At 43.5% G+C, this 25,097-nt stretch carries 28 protein-coding genes; 13 read left to right on the forward strand and 15 right to left on the reverse strand.

Annotated elements, in window-relative coordinates; translation table 11 throughout:
* Nucleotides 1-71: 71 nt before the first annotated feature.
* Complete coding sequence (locus tag FPL27_RS03070) at nt 72-554, forward strand: cytidine deaminase (RefSeq protein ID WP_143959700.1); 483 nt, start codon at nt 72-74, stop codon at nt 552-554.
* On the opposite strand, the gene FPL27_RS03075 is transcribed toward FPL27_RS03070, so the two are convergent.
* From FPL27_RS03075 to ubiE, 5 genes are all read right to left on the reverse strand, one after another.
* Nucleotides 555-1,280 carry a ThuA domain-containing protein gene (locus tag FPL27_RS03075; RefSeq protein WP_143959701.1) on the reverse strand — a complete coding sequence of 242 codons (726 nt, stop codon included), beginning with the start codon at nt 1,278-1,280 and terminating at the stop codon, nt 555-557. It abuts the gene before it with no gap.
* A 10-nt stretch (nt 1,281-1,290) separates the two neighbouring features.
* Nucleotides 1,291-2,052 carry a M15 family metallopeptidase gene (locus FPL27_RS03080; protein WP_143959702.1) on the reverse strand — a complete coding sequence of 254 codons (762 nt, stop codon included), beginning with the start codon at nt 2,050-2,052 and terminating at the stop codon, nt 1,291-1,293.
* A 329-nt stretch (nt 2,053-2,381) separates the two neighbouring features.
* Entirely contained in the window at nt 2,382-3,143 is a 762-nt protein-coding gene (locus FPL27_RS03085) for an SDR family NAD(P)-dependent oxidoreductase (protein WP_143959703.1), read from the reverse strand.
* Nucleotides 3,144-3,238: 95 nt separating this feature from the next.
* Entirely contained in the window at nt 3,239-4,012 is a 774-nt protein-coding gene (gene porT, locus FPL27_RS03090; protein ID WP_143959704.1) for a type IX secretion/gliding motility protein PorT/SprT, read from the reverse strand.
* On the reverse strand, nt 3,961-4,683 hold the full coding sequence (gene ubiE / locus FPL27_RS03095) for a bifunctional demethylmenaquinone methyltransferase/2-methoxy-6-polyprenyl-1,4-benzoquinol methylase UbiE (protein ID WP_143959705.1): 723 nt from the start codon (nt 4,681-4,683) through the stop codon (nt 3,961-3,963). Before ubiE ends, porT begins: the two co-directional genes overlap by 52 nt.
* Before the next feature lie 125 nt (nt 4,684-4,808).
* On the opposite strand from ubiE, the gene yihA reads away from it, so the two are divergent.
* From yihA to FPL27_RS03110, 3 genes are all read left to right on the forward strand, one after another.
* The gene (gene yihA / locus FPL27_RS03100) at nt 4,809-5,414 is read left to right on the forward strand and encodes a ribosome biogenesis GTP-binding protein YihA/YsxC (protein WP_143962068.1); all 606 of its coding nucleotides are present in this window, start codon (nt 4,809-4,811) and stop codon (nt 5,412-5,414) included.
* A gap of 63 nt (nt 5,415-5,477) precedes the next feature.
* Nucleotides 5,478-5,918, forward strand: coding sequence for a DUF5606 family protein (locus FPL27_RS03105; protein ID WP_143959706.1), 441 nt, complete (start codon nt 5,478-5,480; stop codon nt 5,916-5,918).
* A 38-nt stretch (nt 5,919-5,956) separates the two neighbouring features.
* Nucleotides 5,957-6,256, forward strand: a complete 300-nt coding sequence (locus FPL27_RS03110; RefSeq protein ID WP_143959707.1) for a hypothetical protein — start codon at nt 5,957-5,959, stop codon at nt 6,254-6,256.
* A 49-nt stretch (nt 6,257-6,305) separates the two neighbouring features.
* Here FPL27_RS03110 and fbp read toward each other — a convergent pair whose 3' ends face one another.
* Nucleotides 6,306-7,364 (reverse strand): class 1 fructose-bisphosphatase, encoded by a 1,059-nt coding sequence (gene fbp / locus FPL27_RS03115; RefSeq protein ID WP_143959708.1) that lies wholly within the window; start codon nt 7,362-7,364, stop codon nt 6,306-6,308.
* A 59-nt stretch (nt 7,365-7,423) separates the two neighbouring features.
* Between fbp and FPL27_RS03120 the strand changes: the two genes are divergently transcribed.
* A complete protein-coding gene (locus FPL27_RS03120; RefSeq protein WP_143959709.1) occupies nt 7,424-8,707 on the forward strand; it encodes an aspartate kinase in 1,284 nt (427 codons plus the stop codon).
* Here FPL27_RS03120 and FPL27_RS03125 read toward each other — a convergent pair.
* The 3 genes from FPL27_RS03125 to FPL27_RS03135 are packed head-to-tail and all read right to left on the reverse strand — an operon-like array spanning nt 8,679 to nt 11,030.
* Nucleotides 8,679-9,563: a fructosamine kinase family protein gene (locus tag FPL27_RS03125; RefSeq protein WP_143959710.1), complete on the reverse strand. Its 885-nt coding sequence runs from the start codon at nt 9,561-9,563 to the stop codon at nt 8,679-8,681. The genes FPL27_RS03120 and FPL27_RS03125 overlap by 29 nt on opposite strands.
* Nucleotides 9,556-10,038: a low molecular weight protein-tyrosine-phosphatase gene (locus tag FPL27_RS03130; RefSeq protein WP_143959711.1), complete on the reverse strand. Its 483-nt coding sequence runs from the start codon at nt 10,036-10,038 to the stop codon at nt 9,556-9,558. The genes FPL27_RS03125 and FPL27_RS03130 overlap by 8 nt, the downstream gene beginning before the upstream one ends.
* A gap of 2 nt (nt 10,039-10,040) precedes the next feature.
* On the reverse strand, nt 10,041-11,030 hold the full coding sequence (locus FPL27_RS03135) for a DUF6588 family protein (RefSeq protein ID WP_143959712.1): 990 nt from the start codon (nt 11,028-11,030) through the stop codon (nt 10,041-10,043).
* A 147-nt stretch (nt 11,031-11,177) separates the two neighbouring features.
* Here FPL27_RS03135 and FPL27_RS03140 point away from each other — a divergent pair, with 147 nt between their 5' ends.
* The 6 genes from FPL27_RS03140 (at nt 11,178) to panB (ending at nt 16,154) form a co-directional block, all read left to right on the forward strand.
* Nucleotides 11,178-11,591 carry a Fur family transcriptional regulator gene (locus FPL27_RS03140; protein WP_143959713.1) on the forward strand — a complete coding sequence of 138 codons (414 nt, stop codon included), beginning with the start codon at nt 11,178-11,180 and terminating at the stop codon, nt 11,589-11,591.
* Between the two features lie 46 nt (nt 11,592-11,637).
* Nucleotides 11,638-12,267, forward strand: a complete 630-nt coding sequence (locus tag FPL27_RS03145; RefSeq protein WP_143959714.1) for a peroxiredoxin — start codon at nt 11,638-11,640, stop codon at nt 12,265-12,267.
* 337 nt (nt 12,268-12,604) lie between these two features.
* A complete protein-coding gene (locus tag FPL27_RS03150; protein ID WP_143959715.1) occupies nt 12,605-13,846 on the forward strand; it encodes a 3-deoxy-D-manno-octulosonic acid transferase in 1,242 nt (413 codons plus the stop codon).
* Entirely contained in the window at nt 13,836-14,759 is a 924-nt protein-coding gene (gene rsgA, locus FPL27_RS03155; RefSeq protein WP_143959716.1) for a ribosome small subunit-dependent GTPase A, read from the forward strand. Before FPL27_RS03150 ends, rsgA begins: the two co-directional genes overlap by 11 nt.
* Before the next feature lie 68 nt (nt 14,760-14,827).
* Complete coding sequence (locus FPL27_RS03160) at nt 14,828-15,331, forward strand: phosphoribosyltransferase family protein (RefSeq protein ID WP_143959717.1); 504 nt, start codon at nt 14,828-14,830, stop codon at nt 15,329-15,331.
* Between the two features lies 1 nt (nt 15,332).
* On the forward strand, nt 15,333-16,154 hold the full coding sequence (gene panB / locus FPL27_RS03165) for a 3-methyl-2-oxobutanoate hydroxymethyltransferase (protein ID WP_143959718.1): 822 nt from the start codon (nt 15,333-15,335) through the stop codon (nt 16,152-16,154).
* 223 nt (nt 16,155-16,377) lie between these two features.
* Here the strand turns inward: panB and FPL27_RS03170 are convergent, their stop codons facing one another.
* The 6 genes from FPL27_RS03170 to FPL27_RS03195 form a co-directional block, all read right to left on the reverse strand.
* Entirely contained in the window at nt 16,378-16,959 is a 582-nt protein-coding gene (locus FPL27_RS03170) for a GIN domain-containing protein (protein ID WP_185974285.1), read from the reverse strand.
* Between the two features lie 141 nt (nt 16,960-17,100).
* Nucleotides 17,101-17,556 carry an RES family NAD+ phosphorylase gene (locus tag FPL27_RS03175; protein ID WP_143959720.1) on the reverse strand — a complete coding sequence of 152 codons (456 nt, stop codon included), beginning with the start codon at nt 17,554-17,556 and terminating at the stop codon, nt 17,101-17,103.
* Between the two features lie 3 nt (nt 17,557-17,559).
* The gene (gene parS, locus FPL27_RS03180; protein WP_143959721.1) at nt 17,560-18,027 is read right to left on the reverse strand and encodes a type II RES/Xre toxin-antitoxin system antitoxin; all 468 of its coding nucleotides are present in this window, start codon (nt 18,025-18,027) and stop codon (nt 17,560-17,562) included.
* 143 nt (nt 18,028-18,170) lie between these two features.
* Entirely contained in the window at nt 18,171-19,436 is a 1,266-nt protein-coding gene (locus FPL27_RS03185) for a serine hydrolase domain-containing protein (RefSeq protein WP_235893355.1), read from the reverse strand.
* Nucleotides 19,437-19,556: 120 nt separating this feature from the next.
* Nucleotides 19,557-20,285, reverse strand: a complete 729-nt coding sequence (locus FPL27_RS03190; RefSeq protein WP_143959723.1) for a hypothetical protein — start codon at nt 20,283-20,285, stop codon at nt 19,557-19,559.
* Between the two features lie 99 nt (nt 20,286-20,384).
* Complete coding sequence (locus FPL27_RS03195; protein ID WP_143959724.1) at nt 20,385-21,026, reverse strand: DUF6266 family protein; 642 nt, start codon at nt 21,024-21,026, stop codon at nt 20,385-20,387.
* A gap of 1,235 nt (nt 21,027-22,261) precedes the next feature.
* On the opposite strand from FPL27_RS03195, the gene FPL27_RS03200 reads away from it, so the two are divergent.
* Both FPL27_RS03200 and FPL27_RS03205 read left to right on the forward strand, forming a co-directional pair.
* Nucleotides 22,262-23,143, forward strand: a complete 882-nt coding sequence (locus FPL27_RS03200; protein WP_185974286.1) for a helix-turn-helix transcriptional regulator — start codon at nt 22,262-22,264, stop codon at nt 23,141-23,143.
* Nucleotides 23,144-23,182: 39 nt separating this feature from the next.
* Nucleotides 23,183-25,081, forward strand: coding sequence for a TM1802 family CRISPR-associated protein (locus tag FPL27_RS03205; RefSeq protein ID WP_143959726.1), 1,899 nt, complete (start codon nt 23,183-23,185; stop codon nt 25,079-25,081).
* Nucleotides 25,082-25,097 lie beyond the last annotated feature (16 nt).

A 25,097-nucleotide genomic window follows, 5' to 3' on the forward strand; every position in this document is an offset into this window, starting at 1 on the left:
AAATAAGCGCTATAGCGCCCATTTGTTATTTTTTTCGTTAATTGAATCCCTTTTGATAATCCCCTTTTTAAATGAGTAAGAGAATAGAAAAAATCGTCAGCCTGGAATCTTTTGAGTGGAGCGAGCTGGATGAAAACATCCAAAACCTCGTGGAGCAGGCCCGCATTTCTGCCTATAATGCATATGCTCCCTATTCCAAATTCCATGTGGGCGCGGCCCTGCTTATAGACAACGGTCAGTTGCTTTCGGCTAACAATCAAGAAAATGCCTCCTTCCCGGTAGGCAACTGCGCCGAAAGGGTGGTGTTGGGGTATGCTCATGCTAACCATCCGGATGCCAAGCCGCTCAAATTAGCCATAGCTGCCAGAAAAGGGGATGAAAAAGAACCTGTTTCGGTTACCCCATGTGGTTTTTGTAGACAAACTATTACGGAATACGAACAGCGTTACAAGCAGCCTATTGAGATTTTCATGCTTGCTGCCGACGGCACTGTTCTTAAGGCTGCTGGGATTGATGAGCTATTGCCTTTCGGGTTCAAAGACCTGAACGGTTGATTATTGGTTGCCGGTAGCGGCATACCAAATGCCACCCAGCAGGTGCTTTAGAAACATTGGGTCTTGATAGGCGTGGTTGACATGCCCCAGAGCCGTGTAAAACACCCTGCCACCGTCGAATTCATGATACCAGGCGATAGGGTGATAATTGATGTCCTGGTCGCCTGTGTCATAGGAGTTAGGGTCTACTTCCAGTATAACATGCACATCCTTGTTGAAGTTTTTGAAATTGTACCACTCATCGGTCCAGAGCCATTCATCAGGCAGGTGAAGTGTGGAGGAGTGGTTGTTATTCTTGGTTTTTACTTTTGCCGTCTGGATTTCGGGATGGCTGGCAAACTGGGCGCCAATCAGTTTATTATACCAATCCCATTCGTAAGAAGTGTCAGTAGCACTATGGATGCCCACTACACCTTTGCCATCTCGTACAAACTTTTTGAACCCTTCTTGATGATTTTCTCTGAAGATTTCACCTGTTGTATTTAGCAGAATAACCACATCATATTCATGAATCCGCTCAGAAGCAAAAATGTCAATATCCTCGGTATGGTCAAGCAAGAAAAAGTTTTCTCGGGCAAGCTGCTTCAGTCCTTCCACGCCAGATTGTATGGACTCATGTCTAAAACCCTCTGTGGTGCTGATGGCTATAGCCTTAAACTGGAAATGCTGAGCCATCCCTATGAAAGGCATCATTAAAACCAGTATTAGAAAGAAAAACTTTTTCATAGTGATAGGCTTATTCCACAATTTTAAATTTTTCTGCTGCCTGCTTACGGGTAAAAGCATTGAAGTGCCACCACTCGCTGCCGATTCCGTGGAAACCAGCCTGACTCATTACTTCACGCAACAGTTTTCGGTTCTCCACATGCTTTCGGGTGATTTTTCCTTCCCTGAGCATCTGACCCTCACGGTCAGGGTATGCCGCATAGCCAAAGTAATCGTACTTGGTCCCCATGTCAAGCGGTTTGCCAGTTTCTTTTCGGGCGATGGTCAGATCTATAGCCACACCATAATTATGTAAGCCTCCGACCTTTGGGTCTGCAACATAAAGTGGTTTGATGCTGTCGGGTTTGTCGAGGTTGTCCCAGAGGATTTGCTGTACGGCTCTAGGCCTCACCCCATCGTAGACAAGGAAGGTCAAGCTTGAGTCTTTTTGCTGCAAATACTGATAGGCTTTTTTCAACATGTCACTAACTTCAGGTTGTAGATAAGCATTTTCCAAGTCATCATATACGTCTTGTCCGAAAAAATTGTCGGTGCTGCTATATTTAAGGTCTACTATGACCTCGGGGATTTGCTGCTGAATGTTTACCAAGCCAGCATCCAAAAACCTTTCATCCCAGGCCGAAAGAGTTTCACTTTCCTCGGAGAAATCAAACGACCTGGCGGATGACTCGTCCACCTCAAAAGTCGCCGGCCCCAAGTCCTCAGCACTGATAGTATCCTTGGGCTCCGAACAGGCAACCCCTAGCACAAAAACCAGCCAATATCTTTTCATAGTTTTTCTTTTATTTCACTTTGTGCCCCCATTATCAACTTTGAGCGACTTCTTTAAAACTTGGTGCGACCCTGTCTGCCGCCAGGCAGGTTTGTGACCAATTTCGATTTCATCCCTTCGTGACCTTATTTTTCTCTTCGTGCCCATTGTGTCGTGCCCATTGTGCCCCTATATCTCCCTTCTGCGACTTCTTTTTAACTTAGAGTGACTTGGTGACCATTTAATTCCGCGAAGAAGTCTCTCGGCTTTAATTGGCCAGAAGGCTTTGTGCCCTTCTTTTTGCTTTGTGCCCATTGTGCCCCTCTCCCGTCTTCCGTCTCCGGTCTTTTTTATCCCATCTCCTTTCTCACAATCGTACTGCTCGCTTGGGCTGTAGGTAGTACGACCACATCAGCCAAAACCACATGTGCTGGGCGGGTAGCTGCAAATACTACAATGTCAGCAATGTCTTGGGCTTGCAAGGGTTGGTAACCTTGGTACACCGGGCTTGCCCGCTCAGTATTCCCTTTGAATCTGATCAAGGAAAACTCGGTTTCAACCAGCCCTGGGTGTATTCCCATCACCTTGATGCCAAACGGGTTGAGGTCAATCCGCATACTTTTGGTAAGGGCATCCACAGCATGCTTACTTGCGCAGTAGACATTGCCGTTAGGGTAGACCTCCTTGCCGGCTATCGAGCCTATGTTGATGATTTGGCCGGACTTCCTTTCAGTCATTCCTGGGATCAAGGCTTTGCTCACGTAGAGCAGACCTTTCACATTGATGTCGATCATCGCATCCCAATCGTCCAGATCTCCGGTCTGAATGGGGTCAAGGCCATGTGCATTCCCCGCATTGTTGATCAAAAGGTCAATATTTCTCCAATCCTCGGCTAACCCACTGATAGCGCTTACCACCTCAATTTTATCTCTGACGTCAAAGACCAGATACGTATATTTTGTCCCTGCCGGCAATTCATCCTTCAGCGCCTTTAGCCGTTCTTCCCTTCTTCCGCAGGCAATGATGTCGAAGCCGTTTTCAGCTAGGGCCAAGGCGCAAGCTTTCCCTATTCCGGAAGTAGCCCCAGTCACAAATGCAATTTTATTTCCCATTATGGTGTCCTGTCAAATTTATGTTAGCCTACAATTTAGAGAATTATCTGCAAGTAGGAAATAAAAAAGGCCCTCAATTGAGAGCCTGATATCTGTTATTGGAAATTGAGGTAGATGGTTATGGTCTTCATCCTGATGTCGGAAATGGCTCCGGCGTAACTGGTATTGGTATGGGATTCCTTATAGAGGTTGCGTAGACCATGGGAAAAACGGATCTCAGGAGAAAACTTGAAATACTCAAAGTAAATGTCAAAACCCATCCCAAATTCCAGGGCAATATCACTGCCCAAGATTACTAAATCATCCTCATTTGCCTCATCCTGCCCCTTGGTTCTGAACTGGGCATTTGCTCCGCCTATGAAGAACATCCGAGTGTTGTTGAAACGTTGGGATTTATATTTGAATAACAAAGGGAATTCTACTAAAGTGGCTTCGGTAAAAACATCCGTAGTAGTCAATGGAATACTTTCCCCAGGGGAATAATCCGGAATATCCGTACGGCCATAGGTATTGACAAGTGTTCTATATTCATAGAAGCCCACTTTGGGAGTGAACATGACATTTAATTGGTCATGTAGTCTCAGTGTGGTAAGAAAGCCTAGAGAGAAGCCCTGAGAATACACCGGCTGTATGCTGTGGATGAAATTATACGGACCATTGGGATCCATAAAGGCATCCGAATATTGGAGTCTGAAGGAATTGGTATGTCCTGCAAGAAAGAACCCATAAGATATGAGATCGTCATCCTGCCCGGCGGTACTCAGAATCTTTTGTCCAAAGGAGTTTAAAAAAATGAAGGAGAAAAGGAAAGTAAAGGCTACTTTTCTCCAATATAAATTGAGGCTATTCCAAATGTTAAAGGTTTGCATTGTGTGTTTTTAAAGCCTACTTTTCTCAGTACCTGCAGAAAGTCCTCCCCATCGGGAAATGCCTGTACTGATTCCGGTAAATATGTATAAGCAGAATTGTCCTTCGAAACAATTTTACCGATTTTAGGCAAAATGTGCTTAAAATAAAAATTATACAACTGTTTCATTGGAAACCTTTTCGGTTTTGAAAACTCAATAATGACTGTTTTCGCACCAGGTTTCAAAACGCGGTTCATATCCGCGAGACCTTTTTCAAGGTTCTCAAAGTTTCTTACCCCAAAAGAAACGATGACAGCATCGAATTTATTTTCCTCAAACAGCAGCTTTTCGGAATCACCCAACTGAAGATCGATTTTATCTTCAAGCTTACGCTTTTTAAGTTTTTTTCTTCCTTCAGCAAGCATTCCCTCAGAGATATCTACTCCAATAACTTTGTCGGGATTTAGGGCCAATGCCTCTATGGCGAAGTCCCCTGTTCCAGTAGCAATGTCCAAGATCAATTTAGGATTGTCGGCTTTGAGCAGCTTGACGGCCTTCTTTCGCCAGATGATATCAATTCCCATGCTAAGAACATGATTCAGCAAATCATATCTTTTGCTGATGTTGTTAAACATGGTGGCTACCTGAGCCTTTTTTCCTTCGTTCTGATCCTTGTAGGGTACTACTGCCATGGGGTGATTTTGTAATTGAAGCGCAATATTACTAAGTAAACCCGAGCATTGGAAAAATGTTAATGATTAATTGAAGCATAGATGTTTTTAGGAAACCCTTACCTTTGTGGAAAATTAAGACTCAGATGATCAAAACAGCCAAATTCCTTCTCAGCAATACAGACCATAATAAGTGTCCTGCACCCACCAAACCGGAATTTGCCTTCATTGGTAGATCCAACGTGGGCAAAAGCTCTCTGATTAACATGCTGACCAATCACAAAGGCCTGGCCAAAACCTCCGGCAGACCGGGAAAAACGCAATTGATCAATCATTTTGTCATCGATGATCGGTGGTTTATGGTCGATTTGCCTGGATATGGCTTTGCTAAGGTGAGCAAAACCCTCAAGGGAGAGTGGGATAAGATGATCAAAGGTTACCTGACCGAAAGGGAAAACCTGGAGGCCATCTTTGTGCTGATCGACTCAAGGCTTGAGCCTCAGAAGATCGATTTGGAATTTATCCTTTGGTGTGCTGAAAATGAGGTGCCTATCGTGTTGATCTTCACCAAGGCCGACAAGTTGAGCCATTCCAAGGTGCAGAGTAATGTTGCCGCTTTCCTAAAAGCGGCGAAAGGGATCTTTGAAGAGACACCACTTTATTTCGTTACTTCCGCTGAATCGGCCAAAGGACGTGAGGAGGTATTGGAATTCATCAATGCGGTCACCGAAGATTTTTATGCAGAAAATTGAAATGCCGTTGAGCTTTGATAATTGATACAGTATATTTGCAATCCTACAAAAAACTAGATACAAATGGAGTTTAAAGAATTAGCAACTGTTGCCGGCAAGCCGGGTTTATATAAGGTATTGAAGCCAAGCAGATCTGGTGTGATCTTAGAATCTTTGGACGCTTCTAAAAAGAAGCTTGTGGTTGGAGCTAACCATAGGGTTTCAGTCCTAAGCGAGATTTCCATTTATACCATGAACGAAGAAGGTGCCACGCCTTTGGAAGATGTGATGAGAACCATCGACAAGGAATTTGACGGAGATTTGGGATTGACCACCAGTGCCGATGCCGATGAACTTAGAAGCTTCCTTAAGCATGTACTTCCCGAATACGATGAGGACAAAGTTTATACCTCAGACATCAAAAAATTGATCAGCTGGTACAACATCCTTCGCAAGGAAAGTCCTGAAGTATTGAAGGAAGGTGAAAACGGCAAAGAAGAAGAAAAAGAAAACAAAGAAGATTAATTCTTAGGCCTGCGCTTATTTGTGCAGGCTTTTTTGATATGGAACTGTCTTTAGTCCAAGATACGGCCAGTCTGCTGAAGAAGGAGTTTGAGAACCTTCCGGAAAAGTTTTTCGAAAAGCACGATTTGGTAGAGGCTCTTACGCCTCTCATCCAGGAAATGCTCAATCGGGATTTTGAGCGCTTCCTACAGCTATGCTACCGGATTGACCTTGGGGAGGAAAAACTCAAAAACATCCTTCACAAAAGCGAGCCGGAAAAGGTGGGCCATGACTTGGCTGACGCCATTGTGGATAGGCAAATGCTCAAAATTGAAATACGCCGAAAATACAGCCAATAAAAAAACCTCCGCTAGGAGGTTTCTTTGGTTTTTGGGCTATTGAATATTTTTATGCTTTTTGAGCTCCTGATGCCATATCTACTACCTTGGCCTCATCAGTGAGAAAGGTTTCAGCCTCATTCACTAATTTTTCAGATCCTATCAAAAGCGGCGTTCGCTGGTGCAGTGAAGTAGGCATAATGTCAAGGATTCTTTCATGACCGTTGGTGGCTTTACCTCCGGCTTGCTCAGCGATGTAAGCTAGGGCATTTGCCTCATAAAGTAGTCTCAACTTGCCGTTTGGAGTTTTAGTGGTGCCTGGGTAGATGTAAATCCCGCCTTTTAACAGATTCCTGTGGAAGTCTGCTACCAAGCTTCCAATATACCTTGCGCTGAAGTTGTTTTCTTTACAATGGTTGATATATGACTGTAGGCCATTGCTCATCTGATTGTAAAGGCCTTCATTGACACTATAAATGTTTCCGCTTTCGGGAGCTTTCATGTCAGGGTGGGAAAGGAAATACTCTCCCAAAGACTGTTCATAAGTGAAGCCATTTACACCATGTCCGGTAGTATATACTAGCATGGTCGAAGAACCGTAGAGCACGTATCCGGCGGCCACCTGCTTATTTCCTGGCTGCATGATGTCTTCCGGTTGAATAGGGCTTCCCAAGGGAGTCACTCTTCGATAAATACTGAAGATGGTACCAATGGAGATGTTTACATCAATATTTGAGGAGCCATCTAAGGGATCGATAGCGACCACATATTTCCCGCTGTTGTTTTGAAGATCGATCACTTCGTCATCCTCTTCGGATACTACAGCGCATACCTCACCACCTTTAGTAAGGGCGCGTGTAAAACGGATATTGGCGATTACATCAAGTTTCTGCTGCTCTTCTCCCTGCACATTGGTTTGGCCAAAAGCCCCGCCGATGTTGGCTAGACCTGCTCTATTGATTTCGCGATTCACTATCTTTGCGGCTAGAGCGATATCTCTAAGTAACTGAGAAAGCTCCCCTGATGCAAACGGGAAATCATCCTGTTTCATCTTGATGAATCGGTCGAGCGTGGTGCCGACCGAGTAGCCTAAAGCGGAATTGTCTGGTATGTAAGGTTTCGTACGCATATTCTAAGAAAAATACTATTTGGGTTTATTTTCTACTTCAAATTACAACAAATATCAATATGTCAAAAGCAATTATTTTCAAATTTGGTGGGGCCTCGGTTAAAGATGCCTTATCGGTGAAAAACCTTGCTAGCATTTTAGTCAATCGTTTGCAAAACCCCTTTCTTATTGTGATTTCGGCAATGGGGAAAACCACAAATTTGTTAGAAGAGATTTTGATGGCCAAATTTTCTTTGGTTGACTTTTCTTTGAATATTACAATTTTGAAAGAGCAACATTTGCAGATATGCCGCGATTTATTCGCTCCAGACCACCTGATTTTTGCCAAAATTGAAAATACTTTCCTTCAATTGGAAAGAGAGCTGGCTATAAAAGTCTCTGACACTTCATATGATGAATACTATGATCAAATAGTGTGCTATGGGGAGCTGCTTTCCACAAAAATTGTCCAGGAATATTTGTGTGAACAGAAAATCTACTGCATCTGGCAGGATGCTCGAGATATCATCTCAACCGATGCAAGCCACCGCGCAGCAAAGGTAAACTGGGATAAAACCACCATCAATTGTAGGAAACAGCTTTTACCAAACCTATTGAAATTCCCTGTGGTCACGCAAGGGTTTATCGCTAGAGGTGAAAATGGACGTACTACCACACTGGGCCGGGAAGGCTCGGATTTCACCGCGGCAATATTGGCCAATTGTCTGGATGCCAGAAGCGTGACCATCTGGAAGGATGTCTCCGGGGTGCTCAATGCTGACCCAAAGTTATTTCCCGACACCGTGCTTTTCCCCAAACTTGCCTATAAAGAGGCCGCGGAGATGACTTACTATGGTGCATCGGTGATCCATCCGAAGACCATCAAGCCTTTGGCCAATAAGGGTATTCCGTTATTTGTAAAGTCTTTTTTAAACCCTGATGAAAAGGGCACAATGATTACTGATTGCGAACCGCAGCAAACTGTTCCCACATTTGTACAAAAAGCCGAACAGATTTTGGTCACCTTCAGGGTCAAGGATTTCACCTTTGTGAGTGAAGCCCAAATTCATCAGATTTATGCGGTGTTGGAAAATCTGAAAATCCGTGTCAATCTGATGCAGACCTCCGCCATTTCCATTTCGCTTTGCCTGGACAAGGAGTTTCTAAAAATTGAAAGGCTTTTGGAAGCCCTAAAAGCCTATTTTGAAATCCGCTACAATGAAAACCTGAAGCTGTTGACCATTCTTCACCCAGACCAGGAGACTATGGGCAGAATGGAACAAGGAAAGGAAGTTCTATTAGAACAAAAAACAAGAAATACCTTCCATATAGTGTTTAGGGAAGTCGAGTCAGAAGATGTTTAATCGTTCTTTGAATAGGAGGTAGGTAGCTCGTCCCGAAAAGGTTGAGATGCACCAATAATGGATAGAGGTTGTAGATGGGTACCCTTTCTTCAAAACCAGGCTCCAATGGGAAAACTTCATTATAAGCTTGATAAAACTCCTCCTCAAAACCACCAAACAGTCTGGAAAAGGCCAAGTCCACTTCCCTGTGTCCAAAATAAACCGCTGGATCTATGAGTGCTGGATGACCCTCTTTGGTTGGTAGCACATTGCCTGACCATAAGTCGCCATGTAATAGGGAGGGTTTTTCTTTAGGAAAAATTTCATCAAACAAGGGATAAACAGAGCGGATTTCATCCAGAAACTTCTGGTCTAGCAATCCGTCATACAAAGCTTTTCCGGCCAAAGGTTCAATCCGGTTTTGGATAAAAAATTCAGGCCATGATGCTGTAGTCGTGTTTTTTTGAGATAAGGAGGCTATATAGTTGTCATCCGCTAATCCATATCTTTTTTCAGTGGTGGCATGCAGTTGGGCAAGTCCGACACCCAATTCTTGCCAATAATTGCTGGATAACCTTGAAGGAGCTATCCATTCCATCAGGAGAAAGTTGACTTCCATCTCATGGCCTGCAGCAAAGACTGTCGGGATTTTTAGAGGACTGTGCTGGGCTAGTATTTTTAGGCCATTAGCTTCTTTAGCGAAAATATCCTTACGGGAATCATAATTGGTTTTGAGTAAAAACTCACCTTGATCGGTGTCCAGGTAGATGGCCTGATTTAAGTTGCCGGCGGCCACCAAGCGTGTTTGGCCAATGGAGACCTCACTGCCTAATGTCTTGAAGAGTATGCGTTCAAATTTCTGGTTTTGATCAAACATTAATGTGTTCTGCTTCTATTTTGTCCAACAGCAGCTCTATGGCTTCATCCAGGATTTCATAGACTTCGTGAAAATCCTTTTCCCCACCATAATACGGGTCAGGCACTTCATTGATACCCTTGAATTCTGTGAGTTCCCTAAGCATCAGGATGCGGTCGTGAGTCACGTTATGCTGAGTCATGATGGCGTGGACGTTTTCATAATTAGATTTATCCATTACTAACAGGTAGTCGAAATGTTTGAAATCCAACCGATTTATCTGCCTGCCCCGATGGTTTAGCGTAATGTTGAATTTTTGGGCGCATTGAATAGTGCGCTCATCCGGCAGCTCTCCGATATGGTAGTCGGAGGTGCCACAGCTGTCAGCAGACAGCATGTGTGAAAGATTTCTTTCTTTTACCTTATGGTTAAAAACTGCCTCCGCTAGTGGAGAGCGGCAAATATTGCCCAGACAAACAAACAGTACTTTGATCATAATTATCTAATTGAAAACCCCAGCCCAGCGGTGAGGATATTAAACTCTTGGAAGGTGTAGTCGGCATTTAGGAATATGGGACCAAGGTCTATTCTCATGCCCAAGTTACCCATTGCGCCAGCAACGGCATACCTCAAACTGATCGGATCCACTATGGGGTCGGTGAAATTAGAGACATTATAAGTGCCCAAAAGGTCAAAGTCCGAAGTGCCTGAAATATATCCCGCCGAACCGTAAAAGGTAAAGACAGAAAGTTTTTTGCTCAGCAAAAGTTGATAAGTCCAAGTATTGACGTGCAATTCCCCACGTCCAGCTGTGATTTCTTCTAAAGCATAGCCTGCTGTAAGACTGTTAAAAGCCACCAAGGCTGACATGTGGAAGGGTAACTTTCGCAAGCCTGGAATATGCTGCTTGATATCATGCTGTATGCCTCCACCCAGAATGCCAACTTCCACACCTTCGATCCTGGTGTTAGGCAGAAATCTAACCTTTACGTCAGTCCCAAAAGGTAACCCTAGTCCCGCCTGCAAAACTGGAGCTGGCACGTAGTTCATTGGGAGACCTGCGCCAGGCAAAGCACTCACCTGTCCAGCCACCATCCCATTTTCATAAATCTCCAAGGTCTTGCCTGGGTTTTCGGTACCAAAAAGAGTTGGCAATTCGGTAGTCCCAGTTTCACCTGATACACGCAGGTTGTTATACTGACTGGGATCGAAGATGAAGTTTTCCATACGGCTGGGGACTGCCGCCGCACTGATGCCAATATTAAGGTCAAAGCCCCAGGCCTTGTGCGTTTTTGCGGTGCTGGCCCAACCTGCCCCCATGCTGTAGGCAAACCCTTGGGCTGCCGGTTGCACATAATGGTTTAGGTAGGTGTTTACATCAGCCACTCCCGACTGTAGGAGGGTTTCAATATCGCTTCGACTCTGCGAAAAGGCCGAAAAACTCAACAAACTCAGCGGAATGGCTACCGCTGCAAATAATTTTTTCATGTACATGGCACTATCTCAATATAAATCTAATTAAAAAAGAGAGAAAATTATGCCCTTCAATGGATTTTCACAGATGATTTTAATAAAAATGAAATATTTTTTACCTTTGCGGAACGATTCTCTAATGAGAATGATTCTTAGGGGGAAATGAATATAGAGGGTATCAAAAACATAATTACAGAAGGCGGACTGAAGTTCACGCACCAGCGAATGGTCATCTACCAGGCCATCGCTGAAGCTGAAAACCACCCCACTGCTGAGCGTGTTTTTGAACAAGTCAAAAGTGACAACCCCTCCATTTCATTGGGTACTGTCTATAAGACCCTGGACTCATTTGTCACTGCAGGGATCATCCAAAAATTTGTGGACAATAAAGGAGTAATGAGGTTTGACGGTGTACTGGAAGCCCACAGCCATCTTTATTGCAAAAAGACCAACGAGATCAGCGATTATAAGAATGCTGACCTAGAATCCTTATTGAAAAAATTCTTTGACAAAAATCAGATAGAGGACTTTGAAATCGATGAAATATCCATTGTGATCAAGGGCCAAAAGCTATAATCAATCATTTAAAATAATAATTTACTTAACCAAAAATCAATTTAATATGTCTTTAGTAGGAAAAAAAGCACCTTTATTCAAAGCACCAGCAGTAGTTGACGGAGAGGAAATCGTAGAAGGATTCTCTTTAGAGCAATATATCGGCGAAAAGGATGTGATCTTCTTCTTTTACCCAAAAGATTTCACTTTCGTATGCCCTACTGAAATCTTGGCTTTCCAAGAGAAATTGGCTGAGTTTGAAAAAAGAGGCGTTGCCGTAGTTGGCGCTTCCACAGATACCGAGGAGTCTCACCTTGCATGGTTGGGTCTTCCAAAAGCACAAGGCGGTATCCAAGGTGTTACTTATCCGATCGTTGCCGATCCTGCAAAAACAATCGCCCATAACTATGGCGTGTTGGCAGGTGAGTGGAACTACAACGAAGAAGGTGAATTGAACTATGAAGGTGCACCAGTGGCTTACAGAGGATCTTTCTTGATCGACAAGAACGGTGTGGTAAGACACGAAACCATCAACGATCTTCCTCTAGGTAGAAACATCGACGAAATGATCCGTCTTGTAGATGCTTTGCATCACGTAGAGAAGCACGGAGAAGTATGTCCTGCAAACTGGGAAGAAGGAAAAGAAGCGATGACAGCTACAAAAGAAGGCGTTTCTGCTTACTTGGGTAAGAACTAAGATACGCTTTTAAATAAGCCTTTAAAAAGCCCTGCCATAATGGTGGGGCTTTTTTTGATGTACTAGGTTGGTTTAGGAGTTTATTTCCCGGTGCTGCGCACAGCGGGAGGGTTAGAGGTTTAGTCGCGATGCGCGGCGGAGGGATGCAGGTGGGGCACTGGGCTCTTGGAGACTGGAACGTGGAGATGCTGCTAGAAGCATCAAGAGAAGTATCCGGCAGGCCTTCATTACCTAAACCTCTAAACCGTCCCATTCGAGGCGCAGCCGAGAACAGACAATAACCCTCTAAACCCACTACTCCCTTTGTTCACGGATTAAATTCCTTATTTTTGCCAGAATGAAATGGTTATACAATCTTTCTATGCAGGCCTTCCAGTTGCTTTTTCCCTTGGTGGCCAAAACATCCCCAAAGTTGCAGGCTATAGTAGAGGGCAGGAAGGGCGTGTTCGAAAAACTAGCCGCATTCAAGTCCCAACATGAAAAGGTCATTTGGTTCCATGTGGCTTCCCTAGGCGAATATGAGCAGGCTAAGCCCGTGATGGTAAAAATAAGGGAGAATTCCGATGCAGCCATTCTGCTGACCTTTTTCAGTGCCTCGGGATATGAGAATGTGATCAGGAGGAAGCAGCCTTTAGTGGACGGGATATTTTATTTGCCTTTCGACACGGTATCCAACGCAAACAAGTTTGTACAAACCATTCAACCCCAAGTAGCCCTTTTTGCCAAGTATGACATTTGGCCTAACTACATGAAAGCTTTGCAAGAAAATGCCGTGCCTGCGTTTTTGTTTTCGGCGGCATTCCGCGAGGAGCAGACTTACTTCAAAAAGGACAGTTTTCTACGTGAAGCCTTAAAAAGCTTTTCCCATATCTTCACCCAAAATGAAAAATCACTTGAGCTACTGAGTAGCATTAATTATCCATCAGCCACTTTTACGGGTGACACCAGGTTTGACAATGTAAAGGCCCTGAGTGAAAGTCCCCAGAGATTTCCTGCCCTGGAAAAATGGATAGGGGAGCAGCCGGTTATGGTGGTAGGTAGTGCCTGGCAGGAAGACATGGACTGCATCATTCCTTATATCAATAAGAATAGAAAATATAAGTATATCATCGCCCCCCATGAGATCAAATCTGAGAAAATGGGTGCTTGGAGGAAGGCCATTTCCAAACAATCGGAGCTCTACAGTAATTTTAAAGGAGACGAGCTGACAAAGGTACTAATTATTGACAATGTGGGCATGTTGTCTTCACTTTATCAATATGCCGAAATTGCCTACGTTGGCGGGGCATTTGGCAAAGGATTACACAATATCCTAGAACCTTTGGCATACAGCATTCCGGTGCTGTTTGGAAAACTCAAAAAAGTAAGCAAATTCCCAGAGGCAGGTATCAGCCAGCAGTATGGCTGCGGTTTCGAAATTGACAATGCAGAGGATTTTGAAAGTACGGTAGTGAGTTTGCAGGAGGTTGAAAAATATCGTTCAGCCCAATCGGCCGCAAAAAAAATGGTGGAGGAAAACCAGGGCAGTGCTCAGAAAATAGTGGATCACATTATGAAAAAGATCAATAATGGAAGGTAGGGTAATCAAATCTACAGGTAGCTGGTACATTGTCCAGGTAGGTGACAAACTGCTCCAATGCCGCCTAAGGGGGAAGTTTAAGCAGGACGACCTCAAATTAACCAACCCAATTGCAGTAGGGGACTATGTGGTGATGGAACAGGAGCAGGATCAGGAGACAGCCGTTATTACAGACATTGTGCCCCGAGAGAATTACATCATCCGGAAGTCTACCCGAAAGACCCATTTTTCCCATATCATGGCCTCCAATATTGACCAGGCTTTTTTGGTGGTCACACTTAGAAATCCTAGAACATCACTGGGTTTTATTGACCGTTTTTTGGTTAGTGCGGAAAGCTTCCGCATCCCGGCCACTATCGTGGTCAATAAGATGGATCAGAAGCATACGGACAAGGATTGGACGTTTTTGGAGGACATCATGGAAATTTATGAGCCACTCGGCTACCCGGTCATTCCCATGTCTGTGCTGGTAGATGAGGATGTGGATGAAAAACTGATGCCTCTTTTGGTTGGAAAGACCACTTTGTTAACCGGGCATTCCGGGGTAGGCAAATCTTCTTTGCTCAATAAAATTGTACCTAGTGCTACACAAGTAATCAAGGATATTTCCAAATTCACCACTAAGGGCGTGCATACCACGACTTTTGCGGAGATGTTTGAACTTAAAGGTGGCGGTTACATCATTGATACACCAGGAATTAAGGAGTTTGGAATACTGGATATTGATGAAAATGAGCTGTCCCATTATTTTGTGGAAATGCGTCAATATCTTGGGCAATGCAAATACAATAACTGCAAACACCTAAACGAACCAGGCTGCGTGGTACTGGAAAAACTGGAAGCCGGCTATATCCATCCTTACCGGTACGACAGCTACCTCAAGATACTCCACGAGGAGGACGATTACCGATAAGATGCATTTAATTTTGAAACCTAAACCAATTGGTTTAATTTTCCTCTTTAATAGCCCAGACAACAAATATGGCAGAGACAAAAACCTTGGTGCTTAACCATAAGCAGATTGAGCAAAAGATTACCCGTATAGCCTATGAGATTTATGAACGGAACCTCTCCGAAGAAGGAGTGGTCTTTGCCGGAATCGCTGGAATGGGCTACAAATTTGCGCAAATGCTTTCCGATAGGTTAAAGGAAATCTCCCCATTGCATGTAGAGTTGATGGAAGTGAAGTTGGATAAAAGTGCGGTGGTGCAGGGTGAAGTTACCCTTTCCAAAGATTTTGCTTTGGGAAACAAGAGCCTTATTTTGGTGGATGATGTGCAGAATACGGGCAAGACGCTTGCCTATGCTCTCAAGCCATTTCTAGAGATGCCTTTGAAAAAAATGGAAATAGCCGTGCTGGTTAACAGAAGCCATAAGCTCTTTCCTGTTACTCCGGACTATACCGGATACGAACTTTCCACCACGTTAAACGAACATATTGAGGTAGATTTGGAATCTACTCAAAACACCGTACACCTTCACTAACATGTCAATTCACCAATCTTCGAATATCAAAAGAATCACCACCCACACCCTTCAGGAGATGAAGAACCGTGGGGAGAAAATTTCCATGCTCACGGCCTATGATTTTTCCATGGCGGGCATAGTCGATGCCGGAGGCGTGGACATCATCCTTGTGGGGGACTCGGCCTCCAATGTGATGGCAGGTCACGAGACTACTTTACCCATCACTCTTGATCAGATGATCTACCATGCAACTTCTGTGGTAAGGGCAGTAAAGCGGGCTTTCGTGGTGGTGGATATCCCATTTGGAAGCTATCAGGGCAACAGTTCTGAGGCTTTAAGGTCGGCTATCCGAATCATGAAAGAGTCGGGTGCCCATGCGGTGAAGGTTGAGGGCGGTGCTGAAATCAGAGAGTCCGTGGTTCGTATTTTAAGTGCCGGAGTGCCTGTAATGGGACATTTGGGCTTAACTCCCCAGTCTATTTACAAGTTTGGTACCTACACGGTGAGAGCCAAGGAAGATGCCGAAGCGCAGAAGCTGATTGAGGATGCCAAGTTATTGGAAGAATGCGGTTGTTTTTCTTTAGTGTTGGAAAAAATCCCAGCGTCCTTGGCAAAGAAGGTGGCCGAAAAAGTTTCCATCCCCGTGATCGGAATCGGTGCAGGTCCTGATGTTGACGGCCAGGTTTTAGTGGTCCACGACATGATGGGCATCACTCAGGAGTTCAAGCCCCGCTTCCTCCGCCAGTACGCCGATCTACGCACCCAGATGCTGAAGGCCGTGGAGGATTACATCGATGACGTGAAGTCGAGGGACTTTCCGAATGAAAAGGAGAGTTATTAGGTACTGACCTGGCAGGTATTTTTAACTTGCCAGGTCTCTATTTTAGCTTCAGGTCACTTCATCATTTGTCATCCATCATTCATAATTTTTCATTCAATTTATTTCTCAATCCCTTAAAAATCAGTGGTATTTAGCGTGTGTAATCGCTAAATTTACTATCATGAACCAAGGGGAAACAGCATAAGTTTTTTCCTCGTACTTCGTACCTCGTCCTTACCATCTTCTATTTATTCATTCTCTTTACCGATCCCCCGCCTATGATACTAGACTTCACTTCGGGGTTTCCCAGGTATTGAATGGATCCGCCACCGATAATATTGGCCTGTATTTCTTCTTCCACCTGAGCAGTCACGGCACCTCCACCAAGAATAGAAATGTCTAGGGTTCCAATTTCTAATGCCTCCAAGGCCAATTTTCCTCCGCCCTGAATAACACAGTCAAACCTCTTCACCGCCTCAAATCCTTCCTCTATTTCCACGGTTCCGCCACCATTTATCTGAATGCCGATAATGCTTTTAGTATAGATGTAAAAGTCTACGTTCTGTTTTCTAGAGCTCCCTTCATTGTTTAAGACCAATTTGTTTCCTTCCACCTTCACTTCAGTATCTGAGACTCCATGGCCTTTCAGTTCAACCGCATAGGTTTCAGAGGGTATAAAGTGTATCCTTCCTCCCCCTGTCAGATGTACCTTATCAAAAGAGTCTAATGATAATTCGGTGGTTTCGTAATCGCCGGACCTTTCGTGGGAGCAGGCAACTGCACTTATAAGAAATAGGCCTAAGAAGAATAAATGAATTTTGGACATGAGCATAGAGATTTAGGTTTCAGACCTGTTACATGGCAAGTGTTATACCATCAGTCTCTCAAGCCGTTAAAGGGGTTTTTGATGTAAAATATGGTCGTTTTTGAACACTATGTGTTTAAAAAGCGCACTTTGTACTTCCTTTTATCCTCGCCTCAGCCTAGTGTCAAACTTAAACGCCTTCACTTCTTTTATTCTTATTTTTTGATGCAGTCTATGGGCACAGTTGATAATGTAATTGTGTGAGGACTCAAGGATTGCACTTGGTACTTTTAGGGCAAGGGATTCCTTACTCAAAATCCATTCTTCGGCGATTTCAACCAATATGCTTGGGGCGGGGTAGTCTCTCCAGTTGGGAGGGAGATCAGGGATTTTGAGTTCCATAACGGAATTGGATGGAATTTGCAACGTTATCATGTCCATTTCCGGAAGGACCATGGATGGGATGTTAACCAAGGTTTCTAACAGGGCTATTTCCCTACTTTCCCCGGTATATAAAACCGGGGAGCCTTTCTTGTTCCACCTACCCCCGAATAAAGAGGAACCTGTGCCGGAAAAATCCCGAGAATATTTAGTAGAAGCTAACCGGAATACAAGCATACCCTAGCTATAGACTCCGTGCTCGATTCTACCAAGCAAATCTTTCACCTTGGCCACACCCCCAGGCATTTCTATTAATTGCTCGGGCTGTTTTCCTCCCAAAGCTGTGTTGGGCAATTGCATCCATTTGATGAAGTTAGCTTTATCCTGAAACACCTCCACTCCATTTAAGTACAGATCTGCTAATTCAAATAGCTTAACGCCATGGTATTGATCCAGCTCCTTATCAGCCTTGATCCAGCGATACAAGGTAGGCTCCGATACGTGCAACATGGAAGCTGCCTGGGACTTGGAAAGCTCGAAATACTCCCTGAAATTCTCAATAGTCTGCGGATGTAAACCTTTGGCGGCAATCTCAATAAAATCAAACGGGCTCTCAATCTCCCTGCCGACATATTCCTCACCCAGCACCCTGATCAGCTTCTCAAAATGCCCCGCCACTCTCTTACCATATTTGCTAGTGTCCTCCATAATCTATCAAATGAAAGATTATTTTATTAAATTTACGAAAAAATAATTGGATAGTTTCATACTCCTTGGCTAATTTCAACAATTAAAACCTTCCAAGTCAGGGTTGTAAGTCTTATCGTTTCTTCGGGACTTTTTGCAACACTTTACACATCCTTCTTAGCGTCGCTTTCACTTGAAGCCATATTGTCTTGTTCCTGCTCACTATCAGCTATGGAGTGGGGAGGAGTGATAGGGTAGAGGAAGTCTTGGAGCTCCTTGACGAAGCTGAGGCTGCCGTTGGATAGGTTGCTTAATATGATGATGGTGCTATGGTCTTTGGGGTTGCGGAGGAGGTAGGTGTTGTAGCCGTGCCATAGACCAGCGTGATAGTGCACCACGTCACCATTGTTGAGCTCCTTGATGCGCCAGCCGTAGCCGTAATCGTCATTGGTTCTTCTTTTCCTTACCCTGCTGCCAGTCAGTGCTTCCTCAAGAGTTTCCCGGGATACGAGTTTTTCGGTGTAAAGTGCTTGATCCCACTTGTAAAGGTCTTCTACGGTGCTATACATCCCTTTGTCGCCCAAAACGGTATCTAGATAGTCAGGTGTTCTTTTGCGGCGATTCCGCTCATGACCGGTAGCCACTAGGTTGGCTGGAAGGCTGTCGGAATAGGTGAAGGTGTTTTCCATTTCCAGGGGTTCGAAAATACGCTTTTGAAGAAACTCCGAAAAGGAAATCCCTGAGGCTTTTTCCACGATGGAAGCCAAAAGAAAGTATCCAGTATTGCTATAGTCAAATCGTATGTTTGGGCGGTAATAGGGCTGAGGGCGATGTGTGTACATCAGGTTGATCACATCATCATTGGTGATCGGCACCTTTCTGTCATGCCACAGTTCATCGCTGAAGTAGGTGTAATTGGAAAGGCCTCCGCGGTGCGTGAGCAGTTGCCTGACCGTAATGCCTTCGTAAGGAAAGGCCGGTAAAAAGTCCTCTACCAGATCGTCGTAATTAAGTTTGCCCTCCTCCTTAAGTATCATGACAGCCATGGCCGTAAACTGCTTGGACACAGAAGCCAACTGAAAGGCTTTATCTGTAGTCAAAGGCTCCTTTTTAGCTAAGTCAGCATACCCAAACGCTTCCTTGAAGATGACCTGGTCATATTTGGTCACCATCACTGTCCCGTTGAAACCTCTTCGCTTATGGTAAAAGTTGAAAAGAGAGTCCAACTGATTTTCCAGCTCCTTTGCCGACTCCTCGGTAAAGGTTTCCGGAATGTCAATCCGCTCCCGGGTGTCCGGCTCCTCCAATGCTACCAAAATGTTGACCAAAGGGTCCCCATGGAAAGGTATGGCCGTGGATTTCTGCTCCGCTTGAGGCGACTGGCATGCGTACACCGCCAACAGCATTATCGGTAAACTGATAAATTTCAATAAGGGGTAATCTAACTTTAATAAGGGCATTAGCTCATCTTCTCTTACTCAGGATCTTACAAACTTAAGCTTACAACTGGATTTACAAGCGAATAATTCAGATTTTTTCAGATTCCCCCTCTACACAAACTCGGCGCAGTTGTACCTCCTCTTGGCCACTACATACGGTTTTCCGGCTGCAATCTTAAAAAACTCGATTCCAATTACAAAAATCTGATGGGGAAAGGTTTCACTCTCAAATGCAAGGGTAAAAGAAAGACTGCCGGGATTAAGCTCCATAGGAATGTAGTCGCTTTCTGTGTCAACTCGATCATATTCCTCTTCTTCCAATTCTACAGCCACGCCTTCGGCAAAAAAACGAAAATGTGTGGCATTGTCGGGGGCCTTGAATTCCGAAGGGCTCAAATCCTCAAATGTAAAGAGGATTCCTTTTTCCATTCTTCTCGCTTCAAAAAAGCAATTAAGGGTACTGGCCAATGATCGGGTTTTGTTAAGTCTGAAGCCCGCTAAGATGCTGAGGTTTTCCGGGGTGACTATGCGTTCTCCTCTGTCACTATCGGGATCCTTTTTGACCACTTCGGAAAGCTTGGAAACAAACCTGGAGTGGAAGCTGCTGTCTGCAGCCCGCACCAAAGAATTCCTGACGGCGGTTTTAAGCAGAGAGGCTGTGTGAGAAGCAGTGCCGAACTCCTGGTTGTTTTGCCTAGTGAGTTCATAGTTTGGGTCTGAGGCTATCCGCGCCTTGCTTACCCCTCCCTTCTGTCTTGCCCTCGGTCCTTCGGAGGTGTTGTAGAAAGTCACTTCACCGATAGACCCTTGAAAAGTTACGAAACTGGTTTGTCTTGCCATAGGTTTTAAAATTAGGAATTAGGAATTAGGAATTAGGAATTGGGAATGAGGAATGGGGCTGAGTCAATTCTTCATTCCTAATTCACCATTTTTAATTATCTACACTTTCCCCAAATACACCGTCTTCGATACCTCATACTTACCGTTGCGCGGGTTTTTGAAGGTGAAGAAGGCATAGACATGTAGGTTTCCCCTGTGTCTATCTGGTGTGCCGACCTTTATCTCCTGCATTTCCATAGACCTGGGATTGGCCTCAATGCAATAAAAAGAGCGTAGCTTTTCAGTGTCGTAGAGAAGTACCGAGACTTTGTCCCGGTTGGCCGCATTGCCTTCGCCGGCATTGTTGAACCATCTAATCAGGACCGTTTCCTCATCCTTCCATTCCACGCTTCCGCCATCCATTCCCGTTAGGTCACCGCCGCTTATTTCTAACCGGCTCGGGTTTGGGGCCAGATCCCCTTCGGTAAAAGCCGTTTTAAGGAATTTGCTCAATCCCACTTTAGCCGGAGACCTCATGCCCAGCTTATGGTTGATAAAACCCATTCGGAAAACCTTGGTTAGGGGTTTGACAAACTGGTTTGCCAATGCAAACCTATCCCAACTGTCAGTTTGTAGTTCAGAGGGGTCAGAATGGTCCGGAACCACATATGCCCTTACATACGTGATGCCGTTGACAGTGTAATATACCTTGTCTCCGTGACGGCCATTGAGGCCTTGTTCGTGTTGCGGTGCTCTTGCCATTTTTATGTTATAGTAAGTGTTGAAAAGTTTAAAATCGCGTACGTCAATATATACTCTTGTACTCCAATTATGCTGAGAAATAAAGGCCGGCATCACAAACGTAAAACACTAATAACAAGTAATATTGGCCTAAATATTGCTGTAATTTACACGCTACTCCTAGATAAAAATTCAGTTAGATCCATTCAGATCCTCCCAACACCCCATCTTGACACTTGAAAAATACCAAAGCCTAGTCTTATCTATACTAAACTTAGGTTAAAGTACACATATCAAGAATATAAGTCAAGCATTCCGTCATATTTATTTTACAATCAGTCCGTTAGCACCCTTGTGCCCCATGGGATCCACACCGAATCCACCATGTAAAAATACGGAGAGGATACGGAGTGGGTACGGTGTGGATTCGGTGTGGATACGGAGTGGGTATAACGGGGAGTTAACGAAGACTTGGCTTATAATTGATGTATGGTTGCTAATAATATAGGTTTGGGTAAAGTATAAGGGGGCTATGGTGGCGATTGGATAGGGGTATGGCCGGCTATGTGATGGTGGGGTGGATGGAGGGGCCGGCAAGCTTATGAACTTCGGGTCTTGATACTGCGGCCAAGGTGCCAGCTCTTGCAATATTTGCAGTGATAACAATCGATTTCTTTTCCTGGAGGAATAAACCTGGTATAAACTGGGGCTTTTAAGAGGTATTTGTAGTAAACGTACCAAGCCACATTTTCCGAAGGATATCTGATCTTACCCATACACTGGACTTTTTCATTTACCAGTTTTTTGGTACTCCATATGTAGATATCATAGGCCATAAAAAACTACTTAAAATTAAAAGTGGTGTACTGGTCATCAGCCCATTCAAAAGCCATCTGCTGAGACTATCAATTTACTCAAAAAAGTTGGGAATGTGAAATTTTGGAAGAGGAAAAAAGTGGGGCAAATAGCATTTTCAGATGTGGGATATTTTACGCCAGCAAATTATTTCTCAAGCTGATTCCAACTCTTTGTGGTATAGCCTTTATCCCTGAAGCAGCCCAAAATTGATACAAGGTGTCGTGTTTTTTGCCATTTATAGGCAAAAATACCGTGATCGGGGTATTGATTGGCTTTACTTATTTGTCTAATATTAACGAAATATTTAATGACACCATTAGATGGCTTTAATTGGCAACTTAAAAAAGTACCTTTTAATAATCCGCATGTTAGGTGGAGGGAAGTCAAGGCATCTTTCATTGAATGAGATAATTAGAAATCTGGAGGGGCACGGCTTTTCCAATGTCTCCAAGCGTACCCTCTCTAGAGATTTCCAGTTTATAAGGGATGAATTTGGTGCGAATATTCAGTACCAACCCAAAAGCAATGGGTACAAACTGATGACTGAGGAGGATGAGGATTGTGATGATTTTCAAGGGTTCTTGAAACTACTTGAACTTGCCGAACGGGTAAGCATACTATCATCCAGTATTCAATCTTCTTTAAAAGCTTCCAAATACATTGTTTTTGAAGATAATCAGTTCTTTGCAGGAACTGATCACCTTAAGCCACTTACGGAGGCTATCCATACCAGACTGTTGGTGAAATTTAAGTATCAATCATTTATCAAGGATAAAAAGCAAGTCTATTTAGTAGCTCCTGCATTGATCATGGAGCATAAGAACAGGTGGTATTTACTTGCAAAGGATCAATCGGATAGAAGGGTTAAAACTTTTGGGCTGGATAGGATGGAAGAGTTGATATGTAAAGGAACCTTTCCATATGCAGAAATTGCAGGCACTGACTTTAAAAAGCTCTATAAGGATACGGTAGGAATCACCAGACTGGATAAGGAGCCTGAGTTGGTTGTTCTTTCTTTTAGCGCACAGCAAGGAAGGTATGTAAAAAGCTTACCGATCCATCACTCACAATGTGTGTTGCTGGATGATGGAATCGAGCTAAAGGTATCACTTTATGTTGTCATAAATCTTGACTTAAAAATGCAGCTGTTAAGCTACGGTAGTCAGGTGGAGGTATTGGAACCAATGGAACTGAGGGCAGCAATTGCAGAGGAACTCAAAAATAGCATGAAAAAATATGCAGGTACGCCGGAATATGGCAGAGGGGTGTGGGTAGATTAGCGGGATAAACGATTAGTATCACAGAATAGAAATTGGAATATGCTAGATACACTTATTAGAATAGGAAAACATCTTAGTGAAGACCGCGGAGAATGGGATGATATTATAGATGTACCAGATACAACTGAGGTACAGACCAAAGGCATCACCCCTCTTGTTGCACAATTACTCTTTGATTTGGATGAAAATCAAATTATTCTTGACAGAACTCAATTAAAGGTTTTTGAGCCGCAGGATGCTTATACTTTTATGTGTATCAAAATCCAAGGAGGGAATAACAAGGCTATTTACGCAACAGTATCTCCTAAAAAGTCTTTTGAACAAATCCGAAAGACCTTTTTTGGGATAACCGACAAAAATGGAAAGGTACCTGATCAGGGTCAGTTCACTGAAGCGATTGATAAAGATTTCCAGTTTCTGAAAACTTCTCCCTTTTATCGGGTATTACAAGAAACTTTCGCACTTGCAGAGGACTTTACAGTCAATTTCGTCGATCAGGAAAAAAACAAAGCAGACTTTGGCAAAGTAACCAAAGCGCTGGAATTATCCGGTAACGAGCGCATTGTGCTTCTGTATGCAGCGGTGAAAAGCCAGGAATTTGGTATTCCTCTTCCAACATCTATAGCTAATGTTTCAGGATATGAAGATTTTCTTCGTGCCAAATTTTTAAAGGAAGATAAGCCAAATAAAGCAGGAAGTCCTGTAGAGAAGCTTTGTTACGCTACGGGTGCACCTACTGCGGATGTGGAAGAGATAACTATTGGAGCAAGGTACAGCATGAATAAAATGTTTGTAACCACTACCAAAAATTATGCATCTAATTTCAATGAGAAAGCTTTTGGTAATAACTACCAGGCGAGCGCATTGGCTCAGCTTTACCTTGAGCGAGGATCAAATTATCTGCTGAACAATTATACAACAAAAATAGCTGGTGTAGATCATATAATTATTCCTCATTTCTTTAGCAGGGAAGACGTAGAGCCAGACATTCTGATACAGCGTGTGGCCAAAAGGACAGACTTATTATTCCGCTACAAACAACTTGCTGAAATGGTAGATGACTTTTCGGATAATGAGCTTTACTGGTTAAACTTTCTAGGCTATGAATCAGATGGTAATTTTTTCAAAACCATTAACACTATTCAAGATGTCAGTAAACTTCATTTCAATAAGCTTATAGAAGTTTTCATAACAACAGACAGAGCTTTTAAAAGCATTATAGGTATAGAATGGGATAAAATCATGACAGTAGGCAAAGACAACAGGCTTAGCTTCAACTTTTATAGCTTATATGCTCTTATACCAGTTAGAAAAGATAAAGAGAAAAAGAATGCTGCTCTTGCACTCTTTAAAGCTATACTCGAACAACGAAAAACAGACCCGCAACAACTTTACAAACATTTTACTGAACTGATCTTATGCCATTGGTATGGCCGCTACAAAGCCTATGGCAATGTTTACCAAAATGACATTTTTGATTTTGCTGCCCGAAATGCAGTATATCAATATCACGCCCTTTTTTACATCCTCAATCAACTTAATCTTCTAAAAGGAATGGAAAATACTAAAACTGATGAGTTAACAGACCAGCTTAAACCCTCTGATGCTTTCCTCAAAAAAATGAACTACAACGACAGTCAGAAAGCTATGTTTTATCTAGGCAAAATTCTTAACTCGGTCGCTTATGCTCAACAAAAAAAGGGCTATGATTCTAAACCTGTATTAAATAAGGTAAACTATAATGGAATGGATAAGAAAGCCATTGTACGCCTGCACAAAGATTTATTTGATAAATGCCGCCAGTATGCTATTCTATCTTATAATGAGCTATTATTTTCACAGTTCACACAGCTTTTCAACAGTGAAAAATGGCCATTAAAGTCTGAAGAAGCTCTTTTCTATCTATTGGCAGGATACTCATTCCGCGATAACGCATAAACTCAATTATTAATTG

Source organism: Litoribacter populi, from assembly GCF_007483685.1.
Taxonomy (GTDB): Bacteria; Bacteroidota; Bacteroidia; order Cytophagales; family Cyclobacteriaceae; genus Litoribacter; species Litoribacter populi.